26 protein-coding genes are annotated in these 20,447 nt (G+C 61.6%); 19 read left to right on the top strand and 7 right to left on the bottom strand.

Translation table 11 applies throughout. The annotated features are described in order from the left end of the window. Positions 1–30 precede the first annotated feature (30 nt). The 4 genes from VFO25_08225 (at position 31) to VFO25_08210 (ending at position 4,843) form a co-directional block, all read left to right on the top strand. The gene (locus VFO25_08225; GenBank protein HET9342884.1) at positions 31–564 is read left to right on the top strand and encodes a hypothetical protein; all 534 of its coding nucleotides are present in this window, start codon (positions 31–33) and stop codon (positions 562–564) included. Continuing rightward, positions 561–2,156, top strand: coding sequence for a PQQ-binding-like beta-propeller repeat protein (locus VFO25_08220; protein ID HET9342883.1), 1,596 nt, complete (start codon positions 561–563; stop codon positions 2,154–2,156). Before VFO25_08225 ends, VFO25_08220 begins: the two co-directional genes overlap by 4 nt. Positions 2,157–2,159: 3 nt before the next feature. Continuing rightward, complete coding sequence (locus VFO25_08215; protein HET9342882.1) at positions 2,160–2,561, top strand: hypothetical protein; 402 nt, start codon at positions 2,160–2,162, stop codon at positions 2,559–2,561. A 215-nt stretch (positions 2,562–2,776) separates the two neighbouring features. Then, the gene (locus VFO25_08210; protein ID HET9342881.1) at positions 2,777–4,843 is read left to right on the top strand and encodes a hypothetical protein; all 2,067 of its coding nucleotides are present in this window, start codon (positions 2,777–2,779) and stop codon (positions 4,841–4,843) included. Between the two features lie 103 nt (positions 4,844–4,946). On the opposite strand, the gene VFO25_08205 is transcribed toward VFO25_08210, so the two are convergent. Then, positions 4,947–5,228: a hypothetical protein gene (locus VFO25_08205; GenBank protein HET9342880.1), complete on the bottom strand. Its 282-nt coding sequence runs from the start codon at positions 5,226–5,228 to the stop codon at positions 4,947–4,949. A gap of 204 nt (positions 5,229–5,432) precedes the next feature. Here VFO25_08205 and VFO25_08200 point away from each other — a divergent pair, with 204 nt between their 5' ends. After that, positions 5,433–7,049, top strand: coding sequence for a restriction endonuclease (locus VFO25_08200; protein ID HET9342879.1), 1,617 nt, complete (start codon positions 5,433–5,435; stop codon positions 7,047–7,049). Between the two features lie 71 nt (positions 7,050–7,120). On the opposite strand, the gene VFO25_08195 is transcribed toward VFO25_08200, so the two are convergent. Further along, a complete protein-coding gene (locus VFO25_08195; GenBank protein ID HET9342878.1) occupies positions 7,121–7,414 on the bottom strand; it encodes a DUF3892 domain-containing protein in 294 nt (97 codons plus the stop codon). Between the two features lie 259 nt (positions 7,415–7,673). On the opposite strand from VFO25_08195, the gene VFO25_08190 reads away from it, so the two are divergent. The 5 genes from VFO25_08190 to VFO25_08170 all read left to right on the top strand — a co-directional run bounded on the left by VFO25_08190 (position 7,674) and on the right by VFO25_08170 (position 11,645). Beyond that, the gene (locus VFO25_08190) at positions 7,674–8,117 is read left to right on the top strand and encodes a type IV toxin-antitoxin system AbiEi family antitoxin domain-containing protein (protein ID HET9342877.1); all 444 of its coding nucleotides are present in this window, start codon (positions 7,674–7,676) and stop codon (positions 8,115–8,117) included. A gap of 767 nt (positions 8,118–8,884) precedes the next feature. After that, entirely contained in the window at positions 8,885–9,058 is a 174-nt protein-coding gene (locus VFO25_08185) for a hypothetical protein (protein HET9342876.1), read from the top strand. 138 nt (positions 9,059–9,196) lie between these two features. After that, positions 9,197–9,409, top strand: coding sequence for a hypothetical protein (locus tag VFO25_08180; GenBank protein ID HET9342875.1), 213 nt, complete (start codon positions 9,197–9,199; stop codon positions 9,407–9,409). Positions 9,410–9,521: 112 nt separating this feature from the next. Then, on the top strand, positions 9,522–10,262 hold the full coding sequence (locus VFO25_08175; GenBank protein ID HET9342874.1) for a hypothetical protein: 741 nt from the start codon (positions 9,522–9,524) through the stop codon (positions 10,260–10,262). Between the two features lie 297 nt (positions 10,263–10,559). Continuing rightward, positions 10,560–11,645, top strand: a complete 1,086-nt coding sequence (locus VFO25_08170; protein HET9342873.1) for a hypothetical protein — start codon at positions 10,560–10,562, stop codon at positions 11,643–11,645. A 45-nt stretch (positions 11,646–11,690) separates the two neighbouring features. On the opposite strand, the gene VFO25_08165 is transcribed toward VFO25_08170, so the two are convergent. After that, positions 11,691–12,791 (bottom strand): CAP domain-containing protein, encoded by a 1,101-nt coding sequence (locus VFO25_08165; GenBank protein HET9342872.1) that lies wholly within the window; start codon positions 12,789–12,791, stop codon positions 11,691–11,693. A 151-nt stretch (positions 12,792–12,942) separates the two neighbouring features. Between VFO25_08165 and VFO25_08160 the strand changes: the two genes are divergently transcribed. Continuing rightward, positions 12,943–13,122, top strand: coding sequence for a helix-turn-helix transcriptional regulator (locus VFO25_08160; protein ID HET9342871.1), 180 nt, complete (start codon positions 12,943–12,945; stop codon positions 13,120–13,122). Between the two features lie 100 nt (positions 13,123–13,222). Here VFO25_08160 and VFO25_08155 read toward each other — a convergent pair whose 3' ends face one another. The 3 genes from VFO25_08155 to VFO25_08145 form a co-directional block, all read right to left on the bottom strand. Continuing rightward, positions 13,223–14,089, bottom strand: coding sequence for a hypothetical protein (locus VFO25_08155; GenBank protein HET9342870.1), 867 nt, complete (start codon positions 14,087–14,089; stop codon positions 13,223–13,225). 488 nt (positions 14,090–14,577) lie between these two features. Then, the gene (locus VFO25_08150) at positions 14,578–15,090 is read right to left on the bottom strand and encodes an ImmA/IrrE family metallo-endopeptidase (protein HET9342869.1); all 513 of its coding nucleotides are present in this window, start codon (positions 15,088–15,090) and stop codon (positions 14,578–14,580) included. A 24-nt stretch (positions 15,091–15,114) separates the two neighbouring features. Beyond that, positions 15,115–15,444 (bottom strand): helix-turn-helix transcriptional regulator, encoded by a 330-nt coding sequence (locus VFO25_08145; protein HET9342868.1) that lies wholly within the window; start codon positions 15,442–15,444, stop codon positions 15,115–15,117. 177 nt (positions 15,445–15,621) lie between these two features. Here VFO25_08145 and VFO25_08140 point away from each other — a divergent pair, with 177 nt between their 5' ends. The 8 genes from VFO25_08140 to VFO25_08105 all read left to right on the top strand — a co-directional run bounded on the left by VFO25_08140 (position 15,622) and on the right by VFO25_08105 (position 19,667). Beyond that, a complete protein-coding gene (locus VFO25_08140; GenBank protein HET9342867.1) occupies positions 15,622–15,843 on the top strand; it encodes a hypothetical protein in 222 nt (73 codons plus the stop codon). Then, complete coding sequence (locus VFO25_08135; GenBank protein HET9342866.1) at positions 15,843–15,989, top strand: hypothetical protein; 147 nt, start codon at positions 15,843–15,845, stop codon at positions 15,987–15,989. Before VFO25_08140 ends, VFO25_08135 begins: the two co-directional genes overlap by 1 nt. After that, the gene (locus tag VFO25_08130) at positions 15,990–16,328 is read left to right on the top strand and encodes a hypothetical protein (protein HET9342865.1); all 339 of its coding nucleotides are present in this window, start codon (positions 15,990–15,992) and stop codon (positions 16,326–16,328) included. Positions 16,329–16,330: 2 nt separating this feature from the next. Continuing rightward, positions 16,331–16,900 (top strand): hypothetical protein, encoded by a 570-nt coding sequence (locus tag VFO25_08125; protein ID HET9342864.1) that lies wholly within the window; start codon positions 16,331–16,333, stop codon positions 16,898–16,900. A gap of 50 nt (positions 16,901–16,950) precedes the next feature. Continuing rightward, positions 16,951–17,118 (top strand): hypothetical protein, encoded by a 168-nt coding sequence (locus VFO25_08120; GenBank protein HET9342863.1) that lies wholly within the window; start codon positions 16,951–16,953, stop codon positions 17,116–17,118. A gap of 19 nt (positions 17,119–17,137) precedes the next feature. After that, a complete protein-coding gene (locus VFO25_08115) occupies positions 17,138–17,347 on the top strand; it encodes a hypothetical protein (GenBank protein ID HET9342862.1) in 210 nt (69 codons plus the stop codon). A gap of 83 nt (positions 17,348–17,430) precedes the next feature. Further along, the gene (locus VFO25_08110; protein HET9342861.1) at positions 17,431–18,333 is read left to right on the top strand and encodes a hypothetical protein; all 903 of its coding nucleotides are present in this window, start codon (positions 17,431–17,433) and stop codon (positions 18,331–18,333) included. A 125-nt stretch (positions 18,334–18,458) separates the two neighbouring features. Beyond that, positions 18,459–19,667, top strand: coding sequence for a TIR domain-containing protein (locus tag VFO25_08105; GenBank protein HET9342860.1), 1,209 nt, complete (start codon positions 18,459–18,461; stop codon positions 19,665–19,667). Positions 19,668–20,049: 382 nt separating this feature from the next. Here VFO25_08105 and VFO25_08100 read toward each other — a convergent pair whose 3' ends face one another. Further along, on the bottom strand, positions 20,050–20,445 hold the full coding sequence (locus tag VFO25_08100; GenBank protein HET9342859.1) for a hypothetical protein: 396 nt from the start codon (positions 20,443–20,445) through the stop codon (positions 20,050–20,052). Between the last annotated feature and the right edge of the window lie 2 nt (positions 20,446–20,447).

Below are 20,447 nucleotides of genomic sequence, written 5' to 3'. Positions count from 1 at the left end.
TGGCCGGGATAGGCCGGAAGGGGGTTCTCCGTGCAAGTTCCGACGATGGCCGCTCTCGCATGCTTGGCGCGACGCCCGAAGTTCGTGAATCCCGCGACGGACGCGGAGCCTCGTCTTTCGTGGCTCGTCAAGTTTGCATCCTCGGCCCTTGTCCTGATGTCGGTGGTCGGCTGCTCGAAGTCGCTGGATACGGGCCCGTTCGGCAGTCCGCCGCCGCAGGCATACGTAGGCGCGACGAGCTTCCGCGCAGCCTACACGGCCGCGCCATCCGGTTCGCTGTCAAGGACGCTCTACAAGACGGACAGCGGCCTTGGTTACACGGTCGAAATACGGGAAGTCATCGTGCCTCCGAAGCGCTCGCTTGCGATCGCGTCCTTGCCCGGCGGGGTCGTCGTCGAGAACTTGACGGGTTCAGGGTTCGAAGGCTCTGCTGGCGCGAAGCTCGTGCAGGCGTCAGGCGTCGCGCCTTTCGCCGCCGGCGAGCCCCTTTCGTTGAAAAATGCGGGCGGGCGCTCGGCCGAGCTGCGCGTCTTCGTGTTCGCGCCAAGTTCGGTGCCGAAATGATTGGCGTCGGTCAGGGTCGACTTCTCGCGCTGCTGGCGTCGGTCGCGCTCGTCGCGTCGACGACCGCCGCCTGCGAAACGTGGACGGCCTTTCGGAACGATCAATCGCGCACGGGCGATCAGCAGGTGGTCGACGCCCTTTCCGACCCGTCGCGCGTCGGCCGTCTGCACGTCGTCTGGCGGTTTCATCCTCCCGGCGCGATCGGTTTCACATCGTCGCCAATCGTGCCGTTCAACGGCAACGTCTACATCGGCAACGGCGACGGCATCTTCTATGCGGTCGATGCTTCGACCGGCGTCGAGAAGTGGCACTACCCGGGGAAAGGGATCCTAACGTCGCAATTCACGTGCAACCCCTCCAGCTTCGGCATCGCCTCGAGCGCGACGTTCACTTTCATCGGCGTCACCCCGGTCGTCATCTTCGCCGCGCCGGATCAATCGATTGGCACGCGTCTGGGCGAAGGCCGTCTTTTCGCTCTCAACGCGAACGACGGCGACGTGGTCTGGAAGTCGCCCGTGCTCGCGCACATCACCGGACTGACGCAGGGCAGCGTGACCGAGAAGCACGAGCAGATAGGGTATTCGTCGCCGCTCATCTACGGCAACGAGGTTTACGTCGGAATCGGCAACCATTGCGACGACCCGATACAGTGGGGTCGCGTCGTCGCAGTGAACATCGCCGACGGCTCGATCGACGGCGCGTTTTCGTTTGCCGACGGATTGCGCCCGGGAAATACGTCCCCGCCCGGCGGCGACGTCTGGGGTTCGGTCGCGGAAGGCGGCGGCGCGCTGTACGTGACGACAGGCAACCAGGCAAACGGGCAAGCAGAGCCGTCGCCGAGCCGTGGCTTGAGCATGCTCCGCCTCGACCCGACGACGGGTGCGGTGACTTGGCAGAAGCAGCCCGTTCCGTACGTTCTCGACGGCGATCCGGATTGGTCGGCCACGCCGACGTACATGCAGGCATCGTGCGGCAACCTAATCGTATCGACGCAGAAAGACGGCTGGACGTGGGCGATGCGCGATGCCGGCACGCCGGCTTGGGTCTTTCCGTCGGACAACCCGTCTTGGATCAACGGCTTCGCTCCCAAAGACGGTACCGTTCACGGCGACTCTCGCTACATCAGGCCGGGCGCGGCATGGGGCGACGTTTACGTCACCATGGACGGCGGCGAGGACACGATTTCGAATGTTTTCCAAGGCGAGCACCGGTTGCACGCGCTCAACGCTTGCGCGCCGGACTCGAGCCGCGTCCGTTGGATGTTGGACGTGCCGGACGCGTCGACGTTCGGGGATCCGTCGCTCGGCCCGCCGACCATAACCAACGGCATGGTCTACGTCGGGACGGACACGGGTCACTTGGTCGTCGTCGCCGACCCGAGCATCTCGCAGGTGCCGCCGACGCATTTTCGGTGCACGAAGGACGGGATTTCGAACGCCGCGTGCGTGGCGAGCGGATTCCAGCTCGTTCCCGCGCCCAACGTCCTTGCCAACATCGCGCTCGACGGCGGGATCGTCGGCGAGCCGGTCATTGCGTTTCATAACGTCTACGTGTCGACCAGCGCCGGGTCGTTGTACATGTTGGACCCATAGGTGATGAAGATGCGATTGATCGCGTTCGTATTCGTCGCGCTGGCCGTGGGCGCCGTCGCCGGTTCGTCGAACGCTCTCGCAGCCGCAGCGCCTGGCCCGACGCCAGGGGTTTCGTACCTGACGCGTTTCGACGGCATCGTGACGATCAAGGGCGCGACCCGCGTGCACGTCGCGATACGCGACGTGACGATCTACGCGCAGCGCGCGACCGTGACGATACCGACGGCGGGCTTCACCGTCGTGCACGTCCTCGCCGGTCGGGTGTCGTCCGTCGAATCCGGCCGCTCGGTTGAGCGGAGGCACGACGCCTACTGGTCCGTGAGGGTCGGGGCGCGGCTCGAGATCAGGGTGAGCGGCGAGACGGCGACTATTGAGACGATTGCTTCGCAGCCAGTAGCTCCCTGAGCGGCTTGGCCCAGCTCGGCTTGATGCCGTCATCGAAGCCGAAGGCCCGACCCGGTGCGGGGCCGTATCGTCTACGATGGCTCGGTCGCTCGTGAGAACGTCCGGAACAATTCGGTCGACATTGTTCGCCGGCCCGCGCCCGCGTGCCGGCGAATATGAGGACGGTCGGTGAACCATTTGCGCGTTCGACGTCCAAGTCCGCAACCCGTCAACTGATGAATATCAGAGACGCCCTCATTGAGGGTCAGCCGGTATTGCTCGGCGTCGACGACCCACTAGAGGATCGCCGGATTTCTGCGGGTTGGATTCGCGAGGCCATACAGCTTGGCAAGTCGGTCGCAATCACGAATGGACTCATCGATGAGCCTCTCGTGCTTGACGGTATGGTCATCACGACGCCCATTTCTCTTCAGGACGTCCGCCTGGAATCGTTCACTGCAAGGAATGCCGAGTTCAAGAACAGCTTTCGGATGCTGAACGCCACTGTGGTCGGAGCGATCGATCTCACGGGTGCGTCCTTCGTAAAACATCTCGTGCTGAACGGACTGACATGTCACAAGAGCCTGACGCTTACAAACGCGGAAGTGCAAATGGGTTGGAATGCCTATAACTGCTGCTTCCATGGCGTCGTGATGGCCCAAGGCATGAAAGTCGGCAAAGGGCTACGGCTTCACGACAATGCATTCCGGAATGCGTTGGTGATGGACGGAACGCAAGTGCAACTGGACGCGAACTTCGTCAACTCGACGTTTGTCCAATCGGCGACGTTCTCAGGGATGAAGGTCGTCGGAAATCTTCTTTTTGGGTCAACGGTATTTTGCAGGAAGGCGGTCCTTCGAAATACGGAAGTCGGCGCTGATATATCGTTTTCAAGGGCGCTCATTCGAGAGCTGGGCCTGATCGCCGCGAAGATCGGCGGCAGCATATGGGCCGATGAAATAACGACGAGTTCCCGCTCGAAAGTCGGGCCTGCCACGATAGACGGGTCGGTCTCGATGCGGTCCGCCGCGTTTGGCGGAGACATGAGCTTCGAAGGCCTGGTCGTGAAAGGCGACCTTGTGCTTGATTCGGCCCAATTCTCTCGCAATGTAAGCCTGAACGGCGCGACGGTCGGGGGAGACCTGACCATGGCCGACTCTTTTTCGTCGCGCGAACTCTCGCTGGACGGGATTCAAGTTGGCGGTGACTTCTCGATGAATCGAGCGCGGGCGGATCTAGACGCTCGAATGCTTAACGCGCAGATAAGCGGACAGACCCAACTCGAGGGTGCACGATTTCTTTCAAGCGTGGCGATCGAGGGTTTGCGGGCTGGTCAAGGCGTGTTCGCGGAGTCGATTTCGGTCCGGATGGACGCGTCGCTGTTACTGGCGCAAGTAGAGGACGACTTGGATCTCATGCGCGCCAACATCGGAGGTGATCTGACTCTAAATCGTTCGAAAGTCGCCAACACGTTATTCTTGAGATATGCCCGTATCGGCGGCGGCTTGGGGTTGCTGGGAGCAAGGATTAACGGGGATTGCTCGCTCGTGGGCGTTTCCGTTGCGAAGACGCTTGATTTGAGATCGGCTTCGGTTCAGCATTTGTTGATCGACGAATCCTTCGCGCGACGACCGCCGGCCGGGCGATGCTCGGTGACGAGGATCGCGTCGATCGACCTTCGCGGATGTGCGTATGCCGAGATCGCAGCTTACTGGGAACCGCTGCTCAACAAGCAGACCGTGTTCGACTATAGGCCTTACACGCAACTCGAAGCCATCGTAAAAAGCGCCGGCGAAGAGGGGTTGGCGCGCGACGTTCATTTCGAGGGCCACCGCGTTAGCGGAAATCTCATACGTCCGAAGTACGAGGGGGTTTTTGGCGGATCGTTCTTGTCTGAACTCGGTCGGCTGGCCGCCGACCGGGTCTGGAGGATTTTGGGCTACGGAGTGCGTCCGCAATATCTTCTGCGCATCGCCGTCCTGGTTGCGTTCATCGCGACACTTGGATTTTTGTCGCCGAACGCAACCTGTACGAACAACCGAGATGGTTGTAGGACGAACAAGCAGCTGACTGCTGCGGAGTCGCTCGCCTATTCGACCCGTCTACTACTGCCCTTCGATCTTCCTGTCTTCGACGAGCTCCGGCCGACCCGCTCGCCGGTCCGAATCTCGATCGTCACTGGCTACGTCATACCGCTTGGCGAGGCCGACTACTTCGCCGACGCAATCAAGCTCATCGGGTGGATAATAGTGCCTGTCTTTGTGGGGTCGATGGCGGGTTGGCTAAGACGCGGCGACAGTTGAGGCGGCGGCGTTCGCCAGCCGTCGTGAAATGGGCCGGGGCACGTCGCGCGCAACTTTCTCGACCAGGCGAAGTGAGTCGCCCAAACGCGTCGGTCGCTGAAATTTACCGCCAACCCTTGACACAGCCTTGCAGAGGAAGATCAGCAAATCCCCTCATTCGGTAAATGCTTTCGCCCTCAGCCGTCTCGACGTCCGCCCAATCGAATCTGCAATCGGCGTCGTCTTCGAGGTCGTCGAAGTCGATGATCTCGGCGACGATCGCTTCGCGCTCGGCCAGCCTGCGATCGGCGAGCACCGCCTGAACGACGCCGCCGCGGACCTCGATAACAATCTTGGCTTTCTTGGCGCCCTCGCGGACCGGGGTCGCCTCGCTCGTCTCGTTCATAAGATGAAGATACCGTGTCGCGGCGGTGCAAGCAACTTGGGGTGCGACGGCCTAGACGCCGCGGGCCGTTCGCCCGGCAAGAGGACGGCCACTACGAGGGTGTTCTGCAAGGCGAGAACGGCGCGCCGGCAGAAGTGGCGGGTCCGACCTTCGTTCCGGCTCAACGGCCGGGCGGTTTTATCGTTACGGGAGTGCCAGGAAGTCGTGCCGAGAGTCTATTCGTATGCCACGCAGCTCGAAAGGGAGCGTGCCGCGCTGGCCAGGGCCCAGGAACAGCAGGCGAACGCGCGGGAGAAGGAGCGGCGTCGCGCGGATCGTGCCGCGCAGTCGGCGCTCGTCGAGCGACGACAGCACGAGGCGGACGAGAAGACCGCCGACGTTCAAGAACAGATGACCGCCCTCGAGTCGTTCCTCGCCTCGCGGGCCGCCAAATTCGCCGTCTATGCCCTCGACTTCGATCGGTTGAAGCGGACGCCCGCCATGCCCAAGTTCGATGCGGGGGGCCTGGATGCGCCGCTCCCCGAGCCCGTCCTCGTGTTGCCGCTCGCGCCGAATTTCTTGGTCCGACTGATCCCGCCGCTCATGCGTCGTCACGAGGATGCGGTGGCGGCCGCGATGCGCGACCACGATGCAGCGCGCGCCAGGCACGCGGCCGCGACGGCGTTGCGCGCGAAACAGCTCGAGTCTCGCAAAGAGGCCTACGGAGCGGCGTGCGATCGCGTCGCCGCCGAAGCGGCGGCGCAGAACAAAGAGATCGACGACTTCCGCGAAGACTATCGCAAGTGCGTGCCCGAGGCCGTCGATCAATACTTCGAACTCGTCCTTGGCGAAGATCGCCTGCCTGAAGAGTTCCCTCAGGAAGTCCGAGCTGCGTATGCTCCCGATGCGAAGCAGTTGGTGGTCGAGCGTCAAATGCCGACGATCGACGCGGTGCCGGAGTCGCAATCGTTTCGTTATGTCAAATCTGGCGATCGCATCGAGGCCAAGGCGCGTCCTCAATCGCTGGTTCGCGCTGTCTACGCATCGTTCGTAGCCCAATTCGCCCTCGCGACGGCATACGTCGTCTACAAGGCGGACGAAGCGGCAACCGTCGACGTGCTCGTGCTGAACTGCTACGTCGACACGATTGATCCGGCGACCGGCAAGGCGATTCGGCCGTGCCTGCTGAGCTTTCGCGTGACGCGCGACGCGCTCGCCGCGATCGATCTCTCGAAGGTCGAACCGACTGCCTGTTTGCGTTCGCTCGGCGCGCGCGTGTCGCCGAGCCCGCACGAGCTCGTTCCGGTCCAGCCCGTCGTGAACTTCAAGATGGTCGATCCGCGCTTCATCGACAAGAGGGACGTGCTCGACGGCCTCGACCAACGTCCGAACCTCGCCGGGCTCACCCCGTCGGACTTCGAAGCGCTCATGACCAACCTGTTCGAGAAGATGGGTCTGGAGACGCGCCTGACCCGTCCTTCGCGCGACGGCGGCGTCGACTGCGTCGCTTGGGACAAGCGCGAGATCCTCGGAGGCAAGGTGGTCGTCCAGGCCAAGCGCTATCGGCACACGGTCGGCGTCGGGGCCGTTCGCGATCTCTATGGCACCATGATCAACGAAGGCGCCGCGAAGGGCATCTTGGTCACGACGAGCCATTACGGCAAATCGGCGTACGAGTTCGCGCAGAACAAACCGCTCGAGCTGCTAACGGGCGAAAATCTCATCTACATGCTCAAGCAGTACGCCGACGTCGACGCAAAGATCGAGTTCGCCGACGATTGGAATGATCCGGTCCCCGATTCGCCCGAACTTCCCGCGGAGGCCGTGGATCTGAAGGTGTGATGCGCGCGGCAATCCAGCGACGTTGAAAAAAAGAAGACGGCTCGCTGGCCGTCTTCGGTCGATCGCCGCCCTTAGCGCTCGGGCAACGAGAGCAGGTTGTCCGACCAGCGCCCGTCGGCGTACGTCTGGACGTACTTCGTATCGCCGATGTGGTTGACGTGAACCCACGCGCTCTTCCTTGCCGGATCTCGATCCGGGCACCACACCGACTCGTCGCCGTGTTGCTCGACGTATGTGACCATTTCGGCGCGTGTCCGAACGGCTTCCGGACCCGCTCCGTCGTTGTCGCGAGTCCATAGATTGCTGATATGCTCGTGCCGTTGCCCGCTTGGCGCCATGCGACGAGCGATGCATTTGAGAGGCATGTCTCGTTCTTTCGCGCGGGCGATGCCCGCGAGGAGACCACTCGGCGAAGTCGGAACGACTGCTGTACCTTCGCGCCCGGAAATCGCCGGGTGGTCGGTTGCCGGGGAACTGCCCCGGCTCAAGGGACCCGCCCGGCCCTCAACGCCGTCGGGTCCTTGTCGTCCCGGTTTATCCCAACTCGCGACTAATCCTTCAGACGCGTCATGGTTCATCTTGACGCATTTGACGTCTTGCTCATGTCCGTGCTAGTATTGGATTGTGCCAGATCAGTTTTCTAACGACCTCAAGGAATTCGGGCGCATCTCGGAGCGGATTGGACTGCTCCAGCGAGAGATCGAAGAATTGACCGCCCAGCGAGATCAGCTTCGTAAGCGCTTGCGGGCTTACAACTCGGTAGTTGGCCAGGGCCTTTCGTCTTTGCCCGATGCTTCGGACGAGGAGGTTTCGGAGGCGGTTAAGGCCGTCGTCGACAGCCTGCGCGAAGGCCCCGCTCGCATCTCGGATATCGCCGACAAACTCGGCATCACTCCCGCCGTCGCGGCGACGCGTCTGTTGCGGGCGGAAAAAGCCGGCCTGATTGAGCGTGAGTCTCGAGGCAAGTACAGGTTGAAGCCTGTGCACCCGCTTGTGCCCGACGCTGCAGGATTGGATGAGCGAAACGACGCCGGCAACGAGGCGTCATCCAGAACGACCGGCTGCTAGGGCAAGATGATACACATCGTGACATACGATTTGCGCAAACCGAATGACACGCCGACCGATTATGACAGGGTCATGGCAACGATCAAGACGTCCTTCGGTGGCTGGGCGCACATCGAACGCTCGGTTTGGCTCGTAAGTACGCCGAAAAACGCAACTCAGGTTCGCGACGAGATAAAGGCGGCTCTGCGACCCGGCGACGTGCTATTTGTAGGTAGGCTGCAGGGGGATTGGGCCTCGCTATACTTAGGCGACCAGCGCAACGGCTGGCTGAGGAATGTCAAGTTCTGAATCGCGCACAGGAGGTGCACATTGAAACGGTTGCCGCCAATAGTAACTAACTTGATTGTGCCGGCGCTGATAAGCTGGATTGCTAGGGAGGCTATCTCGCGCATTCGTAGGCGCTAGGACGGACCGGCGGTGCGTCGCGATCGTCGACCGGACTGGCGCATTCGCGGCGCGCAGGCACGCGTGCGGAGTAGGTAGAGCCAACGCTACCATGTATCGCGTTTAGTGACAGTGCATCGTCACGGGAGAAGCACCGCGACTTGCCGAGGCCTGCAATGATATTATTCGTCAAGCAATTCCCAGGCTTTTCGTTCCGCGCTATAGCCTGGGGATAGGAACTAGCCTTGTGGGCTGGGGCGTGTGCGGTCCGCCAGGATCTAGCCGCGGCGGTGCGCCGAAGTCGGCGAGTGGGTCCATGTAGGAATCGAAGGACGAAAATGGCTCGAATCATCTTGAAGACCAGCCTTGTCAATGGAACCGTGATGCCTGACCGCACTTTGTCGGCCGATGAGTTGGTACGCCGTCTCGTCGGCGACGATTTAAGGCCGCCGCCTTTGGCATTGTATCTGCAAATCGAGACAGACGACGGCAAGGTCGTCAACGCGATCATATCCGGCGATGGGAGCGGTCCGGTGACCGCGACGGTGTCATCGTAATAAGACGGAATAGCGTCGCCGACTATCCGGTCAGCGGTGATACGATGCCAGCCGCTCTGAAGTACGGTTAGAGCCTGTTGATGACGCTGCGGCGCATTCGCCCGAAAAAGCCCACAACGTGTGGAGAAAGAAGTGGTGATGGCTAGGCACTTCGATACGAAGATCATCATGGCGGCATTCATTCCGCTCACGGGCGCCGGGGGCGTCCCTACAGGCAAGGTCAGACTTGACCTCGCCGGATTTCAAAGTCAGATCATCAATGCCGGCAACGAGGGGTTTGAGCTTAAAGCGGTCTACACTGGCGCCGATGGCCAGCTCTTCGGAGTCACGCAGGCGCTCGTCGAGGTCTGAGCGCCGCTCGAAGGTGCCGGGGCCCAACGCCGTTCGTCGACAACCAAGGACCCACAGCTGTCCGCACGATCGAAGCGCCTGTCGTCACGACATCGTACAGAAGGGCGCGACCATGGACCTGACATCCTACAAAAATGCGTTCAACTCAGTTGGATGGTTTATCCCCCCGTACATCCAGGTCGGGTTTCTGACCGAACTGAAGACCGACATCGAAGCAGGGAAAATCGCCAATCAACGTCAGCTAGAGCGTCGTCTCGGACCGCTGTTCACTCCGGACAGCGTGGCTGCGATGGTTTGCGAGCGCTATCCGATGACGCCGTGCATACAAGAGTATCGCGCGACGATCGCCGAGTCGGCCGAAGCGTTCTTCGCCGGCCTCGGCCACGTTGCGGTGGCGGGGTTGACCCCCGTGATCGAAGGCGCTGCGCGGCGGCTCCTGGACAGCCGGGGGCTCTCGGCAAAGACGATTAGGGCGTCCTTTACGACCCTCGCCCAGGACTGCATTCAGGAGGTCACCCAGAAACAGATCGGCGCTGTGGACGAGCTCGTGCCCATGCTCGAGTCGTTCGATGTCTTCGCCGGATCCTATCTGTATGTTGATTCGACGACGTACCCGCTCTCGGACAAGACGAACAGGCACGGGATCTTGCATGGCGCATACGTAGACGCTGACTACGGCGACGCCATCGGTTACTACAAGGTCCTGGGCGCCGTGGATTTCCTGTGCTTGGTCTCCGCCCTCAGGGCCACAGTGTCGTGGTTCGCGCCCGACATATCGCCTCGATCGATGGCGTTGGCCACATACTACCGCCAGTGCATGTCGGTCGCGCGCAACCGGCCGGCACTCCTGTAGGCGCGGCGGCCCGAAATTCCCGACGCCAGCCGAGTGGTGAACCAACCGTCATGAAAGGCGCAGGTGCTGGGCGCGGTCGCGAAGCCGTCCATGACGGTCGCCAAGTTGTGCGCGCGGATATGATCTCCACTCAGATCAAATGCGCTAGGCGTAACGTCAATGATGCATGTCGCTGATGCTCCGTGACGATGACAAAGCGGCGCTGATTGGCGGAGGATGGCCTACGCGGCCACGAAAAGGATCAGAAGCGAAATTCGCGGTTGCGATAGGCAATGCAACCGGAAGCTGGGAGGCCTTGTGTTCTCGGATCCACGCATCTACGCGGATAAGGGCAAGGTCCCGATTTGGAACGGACCGGTTAGGGTAGTGACGCCGCCGGCTGCCGTGCCGCAAATGTCGCCTGCCGATCGTCGAATTTTCGAATTCCTCGTGCCCTACCCCATTCTAATGGTAGATCGTGCGGAGTGGCCGCCGCTCCACGTGGATGTCGATGGAACACCCGTCGAGATCTATAAGCCGGTTGGTGCCGTGGGCGCCTTCGAGCCTATTGGTCGGCTTGGGAACGAATCTCCTGAGGCCTATTGCACGATTATACGTGCGACGATGCCGGTCACGGCCTCGCTCTCGCCAGAGCCGCTATGGAAACTCCTTGAAGTCATATTGGCGTGGATTCGTGTGCGCTCCAGGCAGTACTGGCTGCTGCACGGATCAACCGGGTTCGGCGCCACTTTCCGAGGTTCCAAGATCGAGCATGGGCGAATGGACAACTTCGTCGGTTGCGGTCCGACGATTGTCGTCCGACCGTTTTCCCGAGAAATGTGGGCTGACATTGGAAAGGACATCACGACGCGCGCGACCCCTCCGCTCTCTGAATCGATACTCTGCGACGCCCTATTGAGCGTCGTCGCAGGCGATGAGATAAAGGCGTTGCTCGAACTCGGTGTCGCTTGTGAGATCGAGCTAACGAACCTCTTGGCCGCTGCGGCGAAGAGCACTCCATCGACCCCGGACAAAGCGGCATTCATCGCCGATGATGGCGACTGGGATCGGTTCAAGGTGAAGCTCAGGAACTGGCCGCAACGGTTAGGAATGGATGACGTAGCAACATACTCACCGGCCGAGGTTCCGACCGACTGGGTCACGCTCGTTCTGGAACTCTACAAGCTGCGCAACGGCGTCGCCCACGGTGGCAGAAAGAACGTCGCCGGTACGTCAGTCCAGACATATGTCTTCGCGGCCAATGCTCTTTTTCGATACTCGGCTGCGCAAAAGGGGAGACTCTCGTTGTCTCACTACGGCGTCGGACCGGAGGCTGATCCAGCCGATCAGGTAGTGCTATATCGCGATAACTATCTGTTCTCCAACGCGACTCTAAGCCCATAGGCACAACGCTTTGGCTCCAATCGGTTCGTTAACGCATCGCCTTCGTCAACGGGCCTCGATCCAGGTGACGCCGAGGAAATGCGTCCCCGAGGCGCTGAGCATGAAGTACTGGCCCGAGGGCGAGAGCGTCGCCGTCTCCTTGTAGAGGTTCGGCACGCCCGGCACGCCGGCTCCGCCGATCGACGAGAACGAAGCCGGGAAGCCCGGCGGACAGTTGTTGTTGGCGTCGCACGTGTTCAGCTGCCCTGGCGTCATCGGCGACGGCAGCGGCAGGCTGCCCATCTGGAAGAACAGCGACGGCGAACCCAGCGAGAGCACGTGGACCGAGACCTGCGTCCCCGACGTCACCGAGTTGCCCGCCTCGGCGGGATCGAAGACGTCGTAGAGGTCGACGAATTCCTGATCGCCGACGAGATTCGGTCCGCCCTGGTAGCCGGTCGCGGTCGCCCACAGCCCGACCCACTGGTGACGTGGATTGACGATGTTGTCGTGGTGCGGTCCGCCGGGGCCTTCGGCCATCATCGAGGACTCGATGTTCTGCCAGGTCGTGTTGAGGCCGATGTTCGAGTCGTCCAGGCCGACGCCGCCCTTTTGCGCGTAGCGCGCGTACCAGCTCGTGCCGTTCGTATCGTCGTCGGCGAAGTAGCCTTGCGCGAACATGTCCGTCGCGTGCTGACGCGCGGTCTCCATCGCCGCTTCGTCGAAAGCGACGGAGCCCGCGCCGTTGTTCGCGCGATCCGTGTTCACTTGCGCGAGCCACGCGGCGCAGCCCGGGCAGTTCGTCGACGGATTCATGAGCTTGACGTTGCGCGTCGTCGTCTGGCCGGCGGTCACGAGCACGCCGCCGTTGTACGTCGCATACGACGAGCCGTCGGCGATCTGCAGGTACTGCAGGATAGAGCCGCCGGCGATGCCGCTCACGGCGTAGACGCCCGAACCGTTGGTCATCGTCGTCTGGCCCGCGACCTTGACGATCGCGCCGACGAGGGGCGAGCCGGAGTCGAAATCGGTTACCGTGCCGGTGACGGTCGCCGGCGAGAGGCTCGGCGTGGGAGAAGGAGAGCCGCCCGTCGGCGGGCCCGAAACGGCGCCGCCGCCCCCTCCACAGGCGCTCACAACCGCGGCCGCCGCGATCGTTGTCGCCACGACTTTCGATTTGGAATGCACGATACTCATTGAAATCTCAATTCCGCCCGCCCGACGCCATCACACTCATAGTGTGTAGAACTGATAGTGTGCAGGGACGTAAAGTCCTCTTGTGGGCCGAAGTTCAGAGCAGGTTAAGTTTGGGCGTCGCGTGTCTAGTCTGCGACGGGAGAACGGTCTTTCGCAAGAGGCTCTCGCCGAAAGAGCGGATCTGCACCGCAATTACGTCGGTGGCATTGAGCGCGGTGAGCGCAACGTCGGGTTGCGCAACATCGTCAAGCTGGCCAAGGCGCTGGGCGTGACGACCAGCGAATTGGTCAAGGGCGTCTAGCAGCGCGGATGCACCCGGCGACGCTCTGTTCGGCCGGCGGTAGCGGAGTGAGTCTTCGTTGATACCGCGACATGACGCCGTCGAATCGATGAGAGTGCCGTCAGCCGGGCAGATAGAGCCCGTTTTCGGTCGTACCGGCGCCCTCCGAATGATGGAACGGCGATACGGACGGAAGGGCGAACTGCGGCAAGATTGAGGCTCTGTCCATCAGGCGACGTCGCGCGATCTCGGCGGCTCCAGCAACGAAATTCTCGCTCAGCATTTTTGAGATCTGCGACTTGGCCGTGACTGGATCGTCCCAATCGTGTGCCGCGCTACGCTGGCGATGCTCTTCGACGACGTAACCGACAAAGTCGACGATCAGCAGGGTGCGCAAGACGTGCTCAACCCGGCCGTAGGCCAACCACTCGCCGTGGAGTATCTTGTGCCTGTTGAGCTTGCGTCTGTCTTGCTCCACGCCCGGTTTCGCCGGCGCGAACAGCACGTCGAAGAGCAACTCGAGCGCGGGTTGGTCGAAACGATATGTGACGCGCTCGAACTCCGAGCGCAAGGCCCGCTTGTTCTTATTGGATGCCCATCGGTCGATGCCCACTTCAGTGGCGAATTCGGTCAGCATGCCGTCTATTTGGGCGAACAACGTCGGCACGACGAGATTCGCCGCGTTGTATCCGCGTTCGCCATGTCGTGACATGGTGCCGACGCAGTCGCGAACAATCTTGAATCGGCGCGGCGTTACGATGCTGTAATCGCGCATCTCCTCGACAATACGATGAAGATGGAACCAGTCGTTGTCCCTCAGGTGCTCGCACACGAGTCGGTAAATGGCGTGGTGCGGAGCCTTAGAGTCCCGCGCCGCGGCGGCCAATACGAGGATGACCGGCACATCGATGGACGGCGTCAATGCCCAGCCGTAGCGCGAAGCTAGTACCGCAAGGGCCTCGAATAGCCGATAGACTTCGTCGATCATGACCGTCGCGAGCGACGCCAGGTCGATGATCCCGTTGCCTAGTCGGAGCGCCCACTCGCGAACGTTCTTGATAAGGTCCGTCATCATTATGCTTCACGCCTCTGAGTTGGGCGCTATTCGGCGGAGCATCCGCGGTGCCTTCGATGGACGGCCGCCGAGGCGCGCCTAGGCTCCTTGTGAAGAGGAGGTCGCCGAGCGAGCATGGCGACGACGCCCGGCGGTTTGCGCGAAATCTTCTTCTTGTTTTGCAGTTCGTCACGATGGCGAGGACATGCTACGATGCGCATGCTACTTGAACCGTGCTTCACGCCGGCGACGAAATTCTCACCGCCGCCTGCTCAGAGCTCGCTTCCTTCTCGTCGCCTGGCGTGTTCACGCGAATCGAAGCGCCGCCGTTCGCCATGCGATCCGGCGCCAGTATTCCACCGACGCGCAAATTCGGATTGCGACACCGGTGCGTCGATACTGGCCGACTCGATCTCGGATTATTACGAGCGGCCCAACGCCCCGAGTCGGATGCTCAGCGCCTGTACGCTGACGCCATACCGGTGCGCGAGCCGCGACACGACGGCGGAATCGACGAGGTCAAAGGCGTTTGTTGACAGATCCTTCATGAGGAATTTCGCCGGCATGAGCAACGCCGCCGCGAACGCGTTCGCCTCGATTTCTTCTTTGGAGACGCCTCGGCTCGATCGTTCGTCCCGGAAGATAAAGCCGAAGTTGCGGTCGACGTGGACCTCGTCGTGCGCGTGCCCGAGAATGTAGTGGCCGATTTCATGAGCGACGGTGAATCGGCGGCGGGCTGGGACGTGCTTCTTGTTGACGCCGATGATGTTGTGCGTGCCCTTGCGGTAGAAGAAACCGGAGATCTCCGGAGGCAAGGAATCCTTTTGGACGGCTAGCCCGAGATGCCGGGTAATCTTCCGCAGGTCTACGGGTGGCTTGCCGATTCCGCACGCTGCGAGAGTCTTCTCGGCGATTCGCTCGATGCGACTAGGCACCGTTCGCACCGTGCCGTACGGTCGTCACCGTTTGGCCTTCTGGATCATCGTTAGGATTGACGCACGGGCCGTAGGCGAGAGGTTGCGGGGAATGAGTTGCTCGTCGGATGCGCTCGAGTAGGTCTCGTCGAGCCAAGGCAACAGGTCGTTCGGCTTCATCTTCAGCGCGATGCAGATTGCCAGGAACGTGTGGAGAAGAAGTTTTTGTCGGCCGACCTCGATGTTGCTGACCGATGTTCGGGTCAGGCCGATCGCGCTGGCGAGGATGGCTTGTGACATGCCGACCGCATTCCGCCGGGCGGCGATCGATCGGCCGACGGCTTCGTACGGGTCGGGCTGCGTGGCGGCGGACACTCGTTCAATTTTACAACAATTCGTCGCTGGTCGTCAATGATGGCTTCGCCACAGTTTGTGATGCTGTCGCCATCTCTCTTGAGAGACACTATTGTTGACCCTACCGAGCGTCCATGCTAGAATACAGGGGATTTAGGTCGACGCGCGCCGGCTGGCGCGACACGGAGGTCAAGCAACATGGCTAGAAATGCACGAGGATGCCGTACCGGCCTTGACAGCCGCTGCCGAGACGAGTCCGGCGAGATTCGGAGGAAGAACGGCAGCACGCTCGTTGGCACGCTGCGCGACATCTACGGCGACGACTTCGCGCCGGGCGTGCGGAGCGACATGAAGCTCGACACGCTGCTCGACCGCAAAGGGGTCGATTCTCTAAGCCAACTGGTCCGAAAGCATAGGTGATGACGATGAAGGCCGAGCACGTGCTTTATGCGGCTCTCGCTCTCCTGACGCTCTACGTGGCGCTTAAGCGCTTTGAGCAACACCCGACGTATGGCCGAGGAGTCAAGGCCGCGCTGGCGGCGGTGAACGTCGCGAGCCTGTTCTAGATGGCGATCCGGCTCTACACGGAGGATCCGGGCGAGCTGCTCGACGCGATCAACGACGCTATCGACGAGGGCCACATCGAAACGTGGGATCGAGATGACGACGGCGACTTCACGCATTCGGCCGATCAGTGGGATGAGGACGCCTGGCTGCGCCCGACCGTCGAAGACGAAGCTCTCCTTCTCAACATACTCGCGCCCGTCGGGGTCCACTTGTCTAAAGAAGTGTATGGGATTTATCATGGCCGTTTCATCGAAATGGCGCTCGTGCACTTTGACGAGATGATCGGGGATGCGATAGCCACGGCGATGCCGGACGACGGCGACGCCATCCAAGGGTAGCCATGCCTGGAAAAGAGTCGTTCGAAGACCGGCTGCGGCGGCGCGAAGAGAGCCGCAAGCTCGAAGGACTGGCGGACGCGACCGCTCGAGCTGAGCGCGACGAGGCCGAACGTTTCTGCTATGCCAGTGCGCCTGCCGAGGCGAACCGGCTTTTTGATCTAATCGGGGAGTTCGTCGCCAAGGCGAACGCGGTTCTGCGTCCCGAAGCCGTGCCGTTCGCCTTCGCGCGCAACAGCCCTGAGAAGGTGCGCCGCGGTATCGCCGCCGCCGAGGTGATGTACTATCAGCTCATTACGAATGCCGGATCACAAGAATTGAGAATCGTCGTCTATGGCGCCTCCCCCGTCGGATCGTTGCACTCGATGCTGCCGGACGCCCTCAGGCCGCGTGTGCCACGTCAAAGGTCACGCACACTGCATCCGATAGCCGTAAGCGCGAAGGACGGGTTCGCAATCCGTTGGCGCGGTGGCGGCGAGTCGTTCTTGACGTCGGAGCAAGTCGCGGAGTCGATCGTCGAGGACGTCGCTGATTTTTACGACGCCGTCGTGCGTATGACGGCTGCGCGCCGCTAATCGTGAAGGCGCCGTCCGGCGCCAAAAACCAGAGAATAAGAGGAGAGAAGATGGCTCAGCAATACAAGCCCGGCGAGATCGTCCCCCGCGACGGTCGCGTCGAGTGCAAGCAGTTCAACGGAACCCGAGACAGCGTGAAGAAGGGGACGAAGTTCGCGCCTTGCGACCATTGGGGCGATCATCACGGGAAAGATTGCACCTGGGAATACATCGACTAGTCGGGTCGAGGACGGAGCGATGACGCAACTCGTATTCAAGGTGACCGGAATCTCGACCGGAAGCCGCGCCGACCTTCGTGCGGTAAGGTTCGAAGTGCGCCACGATCCGGTGCTGCCGCCTGGGTTGGGAAGCGGTCCTCTTCCTTCAACGACGCTCGTCGTCGACGTGTCTGCGTCGACAGCCGACGCGATCCGAGGGGACCAAACGTTCACGATGCCGATGCCTTAGGGTCGGACAAGCACGTGCGGCGCGGCGTGAACCTTATCGAGTCACCCGACGCGGGCGAAACTGGAGGACATGCGCGATGAGCCGTGACTGATTCTCTCTCGATCTTGCTGCAGCAGCCGCTCACGATCTCCCGAACGCCGGCTGAGGGAGCCGAGTATATCGGTCGCTGCATCTACTGCGAACTCACGCCGCCGTTTTACAAATTGACGAGAGAGCATGGTGCGCCGGACGGTTTGATGGGCAAGTGGGAGCTGCTTGCGGCTACGTGCGTCACGCACCAGAAGCTGACGTCGTACATCGAGACGAAGGCGCTCGAAGGCCCGTTGCATCCGGCGCGCCTGCACGATAAATTGTACGGGTCTCGTTTTAAAAGGCGCTACCGCCGCGAGCACCCTCGCGGCAATCCCGACGACCCGGTTATCGAGGAACGGTTTCTCCTTCGAGACGGGACCGTCGAGACGGCCGAGATCCCTGTCAGCCGCCATCCTTATCTCTTGGAGATGCCTCGGTTTGACGAGGGTCCGCAGATCCTCGCCGACGGCCGCAGATGGCCTCTCGACTACCGGCCAAAATTCAAGTACATCACGAGCACGAAGCCCGAGACCGAATCGCGGCTTTGCGCCCTGCTCGCGGAGGATCGGAGACGTACATGCCTTCTTTCGCGCCGCGACGACGAAAACTTGATGAAGATGCTCGCCAAGATCGCATACTGCTTCGCGATCTATCTGGACGTCGAGCGCTTCAGGCCGCTCATCTTGGATTACATTACGTCCCCCCGAGGCGACAACTCATGGGGACGATATTTCATCGGCGGCCCTCAGCTCAGGCCCGACCTGGTGCTGCCGCAGGAGCGCCGGCATGCGATTCACGTCCGAAAGGAGATCGACCTCAAGAATCCGCGCACGCAATACGTCGTCGGTCGGCTGCAGCTCTGTAACATCAACTTCATGCCCGTGTACGACGTCGTGCTCGGCGTGATCTTGTAGCCGTGTCGGCCGCCGGCAAGCCACGGCGCCGAGTGCGTCGACCTTGTCGAGCACTGTACTGGCATCGCCTAGGAATCGCGCTGGACAGCGCCGGATGACGCATTGTGCAACGGGAACCCCCCAAAGTGGCGATATCGTATGCGCACGGTCCGTCGGACGCGCAAGTCGTCGAGCTGAGCGATCGCCTTCGCTCCGAGGGCGTCGACTGCGAGGTGGACGCTTACGACGATGCGCCCCCTCAAGGTTGGGGCCGCTGGATGACGGAGATGATGACGACGCGGACCGTGTTGGTCATCGCATCCGAACGATACTACCGGAGGTTCACGCTTCAGGACGCTCCCGGGGTCGGACTCGGGGCGACGTTCGAGAGCGGCCTGCTCGTCCAACGCGCGGTGGAGGAGCAGGGCTCGAATGTCGCGATCATCCCCGTCCTTCTCAAAGCGTCCGACGAGAAATTCATCCCGGAGTTCTTGCGCGGCGTAGCGCGTTACGATCTGAGCCGACCGGACGGGTACGAGAAGCTCTATCGTCGTCTCACGGACCAACCCGCGCATCCGCGGCCGCCTCTCGGTTCGATAAAACCGCTAGGGCCCGTGCCTTCAAGTCGCCGTCCCATGCCTCGGTTCGCTTTGATCCAGCCTCACGGCGGCTCGGCGCTCGTATTTCGGCTGTCCTCGGTGGATCGCGGAAAGGCCCTGAAGCTAATCTTGCGCCCGGAATCCCACGCTGACTTGACGCGCCTACAGGCGCTCCGCGACGAACGCCGACCGATGGCAGTGGCCTACGCGCAGACGGCTCTATTCGCGACCGTGAGGGACTATCGCGAGCTGATAGACGGTTCGGATGATCGCGTCGAACTGACCCTCGAAGAGCGGCAGGCCGACGGCGGATATATGGACGATTTCTCGTTCAACGGCGTTTCGGCCGACGAGTTCGCCCTGATGCGGGCGCGCCGGATCCTGCTCGATGAGCGCCCGGCGTCGAGGTCCACGGATAGGATGGTCGACCGCCTGAATGCGACGACGTTCGAGAGTTTCCTCGATGGAAGTCACTCGACTTCGGATCGCCTGATCGTGAAGTGCTCGCCGATACCTCCGCTTGCAGCCGAGTACGATCCGCGCTCCGACGAGTTCATCGAAATCGCCCGCCTCGCGTGCGTCACGGGTCTCGTGCTCAGTGGCACCGTTGAAAGAATCGATCGCTTTACTCTCGAGTCGGCCGAAGACGCGGTTGTTGTCGATTTCGAAGGCGTCCGTCGCAAACTATTCTCCAACGTCGAGGCGACCCGCATCGAGGTATCTGGTCGTTGTCCGCTTCGGGCATCGTCGGCATGACGACGTAGTCGTTTCCGTCGGGGCGTCCAGCGGATTGCCGGCGTCGGGTTCGCGTGGGTCCGCAAGTCGATGGCGGCGGACCTCACTGCGAATCAGCTTCGGTGCATTCGGAGCCGCTCGGGATAGCCGGCCTCGATTATTTTCCACGCCGATTCGACGTCGTTTGGTAGGTCGATGTGAAGACCGGCTTCGACGCCGTACTCTGGATGCCAATAAACGTGATCTCGGACGAGTTCGACGCAGCCGTCGCGGCCGTTGTACCCAAGAGACGTGCCGATGGAAGAGTATTCCTCGCTCGGTCGACTGGTTCCCCAGGGCGTTCGTGCTGAGCGCATGACTCGCGATGACAACTCCTCGTATAGCGTTCGTGCCTCGGCGAGCGTCATTCGGACTTGCCCGCCCTTTTGAACTTGATCGTGATGTTGCTCTTGCCGGAAACGCCGATGCCGACCCCGAGAACGCCGACCTTGCCGTCCGTCGAGATCTCGAGGCCGACCTCGATCTCGTCAAGTTCGAATTCGCCTATCTTCTTGCCGACGCTCGACTGAAAGACGTCTCTTAATGCGTCGAGCGCCTTGTCGAGATTCTTGCGAATGCGGCTCGATCGGACTGCGTGCTCGGCAGGTCCAGGAATTTCGCTCTCGGGTGCCGGCTCTTCCGCGGATGCGATTTCTTTTCGAATGTCGCGAAGATGTTGGCGGCCAGCACGAGGCGGCCCAGGTGATGGCCCGAAAATGATGAGCGAGCCGTCGCCGCCGGAGTCGATCAGTTTTTCCAAAT

It is taken from the genome of Candidatus Eremiobacteraceae bacterium (assembly GCA_035710745.1).
Taxonomy (GTDB): domain Bacteria; phylum Vulcanimicrobiota; class Vulcanimicrobiia; order Eremiobacterales; family Eremiobacteraceae; genus JANWLL01.
Note: the sequence above shows the minus strand (reverse complement) of the source record. Positions and strands in the feature narration are given on the sequence as shown.

What these genes read in the sequence shown, in the direction of transcription:
- VFO25_08210 (HET9342881.1), top strand. Translation starts at nt 2,777, where the DNA reads ATGAATATCAGAGACGCCCTCATTGAGGGTCAGCCGGTATTGCTCGGC.
- VFO25_08175 (HET9342874.1), top strand. Translation starts at nt 9,522, where the DNA reads ATGGACCTGACATCCTACAAAAATGCGTTCAACTCAGTTGGATGGTTT.
- VFO25_08135 (HET9342866.1), top strand. Translation starts at nt 15,843, where the DNA reads ATGACGATGAAGGCCGAGCACGTGCTTTATGCGGCTCTCGCTCTCCTG.
- VFO25_08180 (HET9342875.1), top strand. Translation starts at nt 9,197, where the DNA reads ATGGCTAGGCACTTCGATACGAAGATCATCATGGCGGCATTCATTCCG.
- VFO25_08185 (HET9342876.1), top strand. Translation starts at nt 8,885, where the DNA reads ATGCCTGACCGCACTTTGTCGGCCGATGAGTTGGTACGCCGTCTCGTC.
- VFO25_08220 (HET9342883.1), top strand. Translation starts at nt 561, where the DNA reads ATGATTGGCGTCGGTCAGGGTCGACTTCTCGCGCTGCTGGCGTCGGTC.
- VFO25_08205 (HET9342880.1), bottom strand. Translation starts at nt 5,228, where the DNA reads ATGAACGAGACGAGCGAGGCGACCCCGGTCCGCGAGGGCGCCAAGAAA.
- VFO25_08140 (HET9342867.1), top strand. Translation starts at nt 15,622, where the DNA reads ATGGCTAGAAATGCACGAGGATGCCGTACCGGCCTTGACAGCCGCTGC.
- VFO25_08155 (HET9342870.1), bottom strand. Translation starts at nt 14,089, where the DNA reads ATGATCGACGAAGTCTATCGGCTATTCGAGGCCCTTGCGGTACTAGCT.
- VFO25_08215 (HET9342882.1), top strand. Translation starts at nt 2,160, where the DNA reads ATGAAGATGCGATTGATCGCGTTCGTATTCGTCGCGCTGGCCGTGGGC.
- VFO25_08130 (HET9342865.1), top strand. Translation starts at nt 15,990, where the DNA reads ATGGCGATCCGGCTCTACACGGAGGATCCGGGCGAGCTGCTCGACGCG.
- VFO25_08125 (HET9342864.1), top strand. Translation starts at nt 16,331, where the DNA reads ATGCCTGGAAAAGAGTCGTTCGAAGACCGGCTGCGGCGGCGCGAAGAG.
- VFO25_08120 (HET9342863.1), top strand. Translation starts at nt 16,951, where the DNA reads ATGGCTCAGCAATACAAGCCCGGCGAGATCGTCCCCCGCGACGGTCGC.
- VFO25_08195 (HET9342878.1), bottom strand. Translation starts at nt 7,414, where the DNA reads ATGCCTCTCAAATGCATCGCTCGTCGCATGGCGCCAAGCGGGCAACGG.
- VFO25_08115 (HET9342862.1), top strand. Translation starts at nt 17,138, where the DNA reads ATGACGCAACTCGTATTCAAGGTGACCGGAATCTCGACCGGAAGCCGC.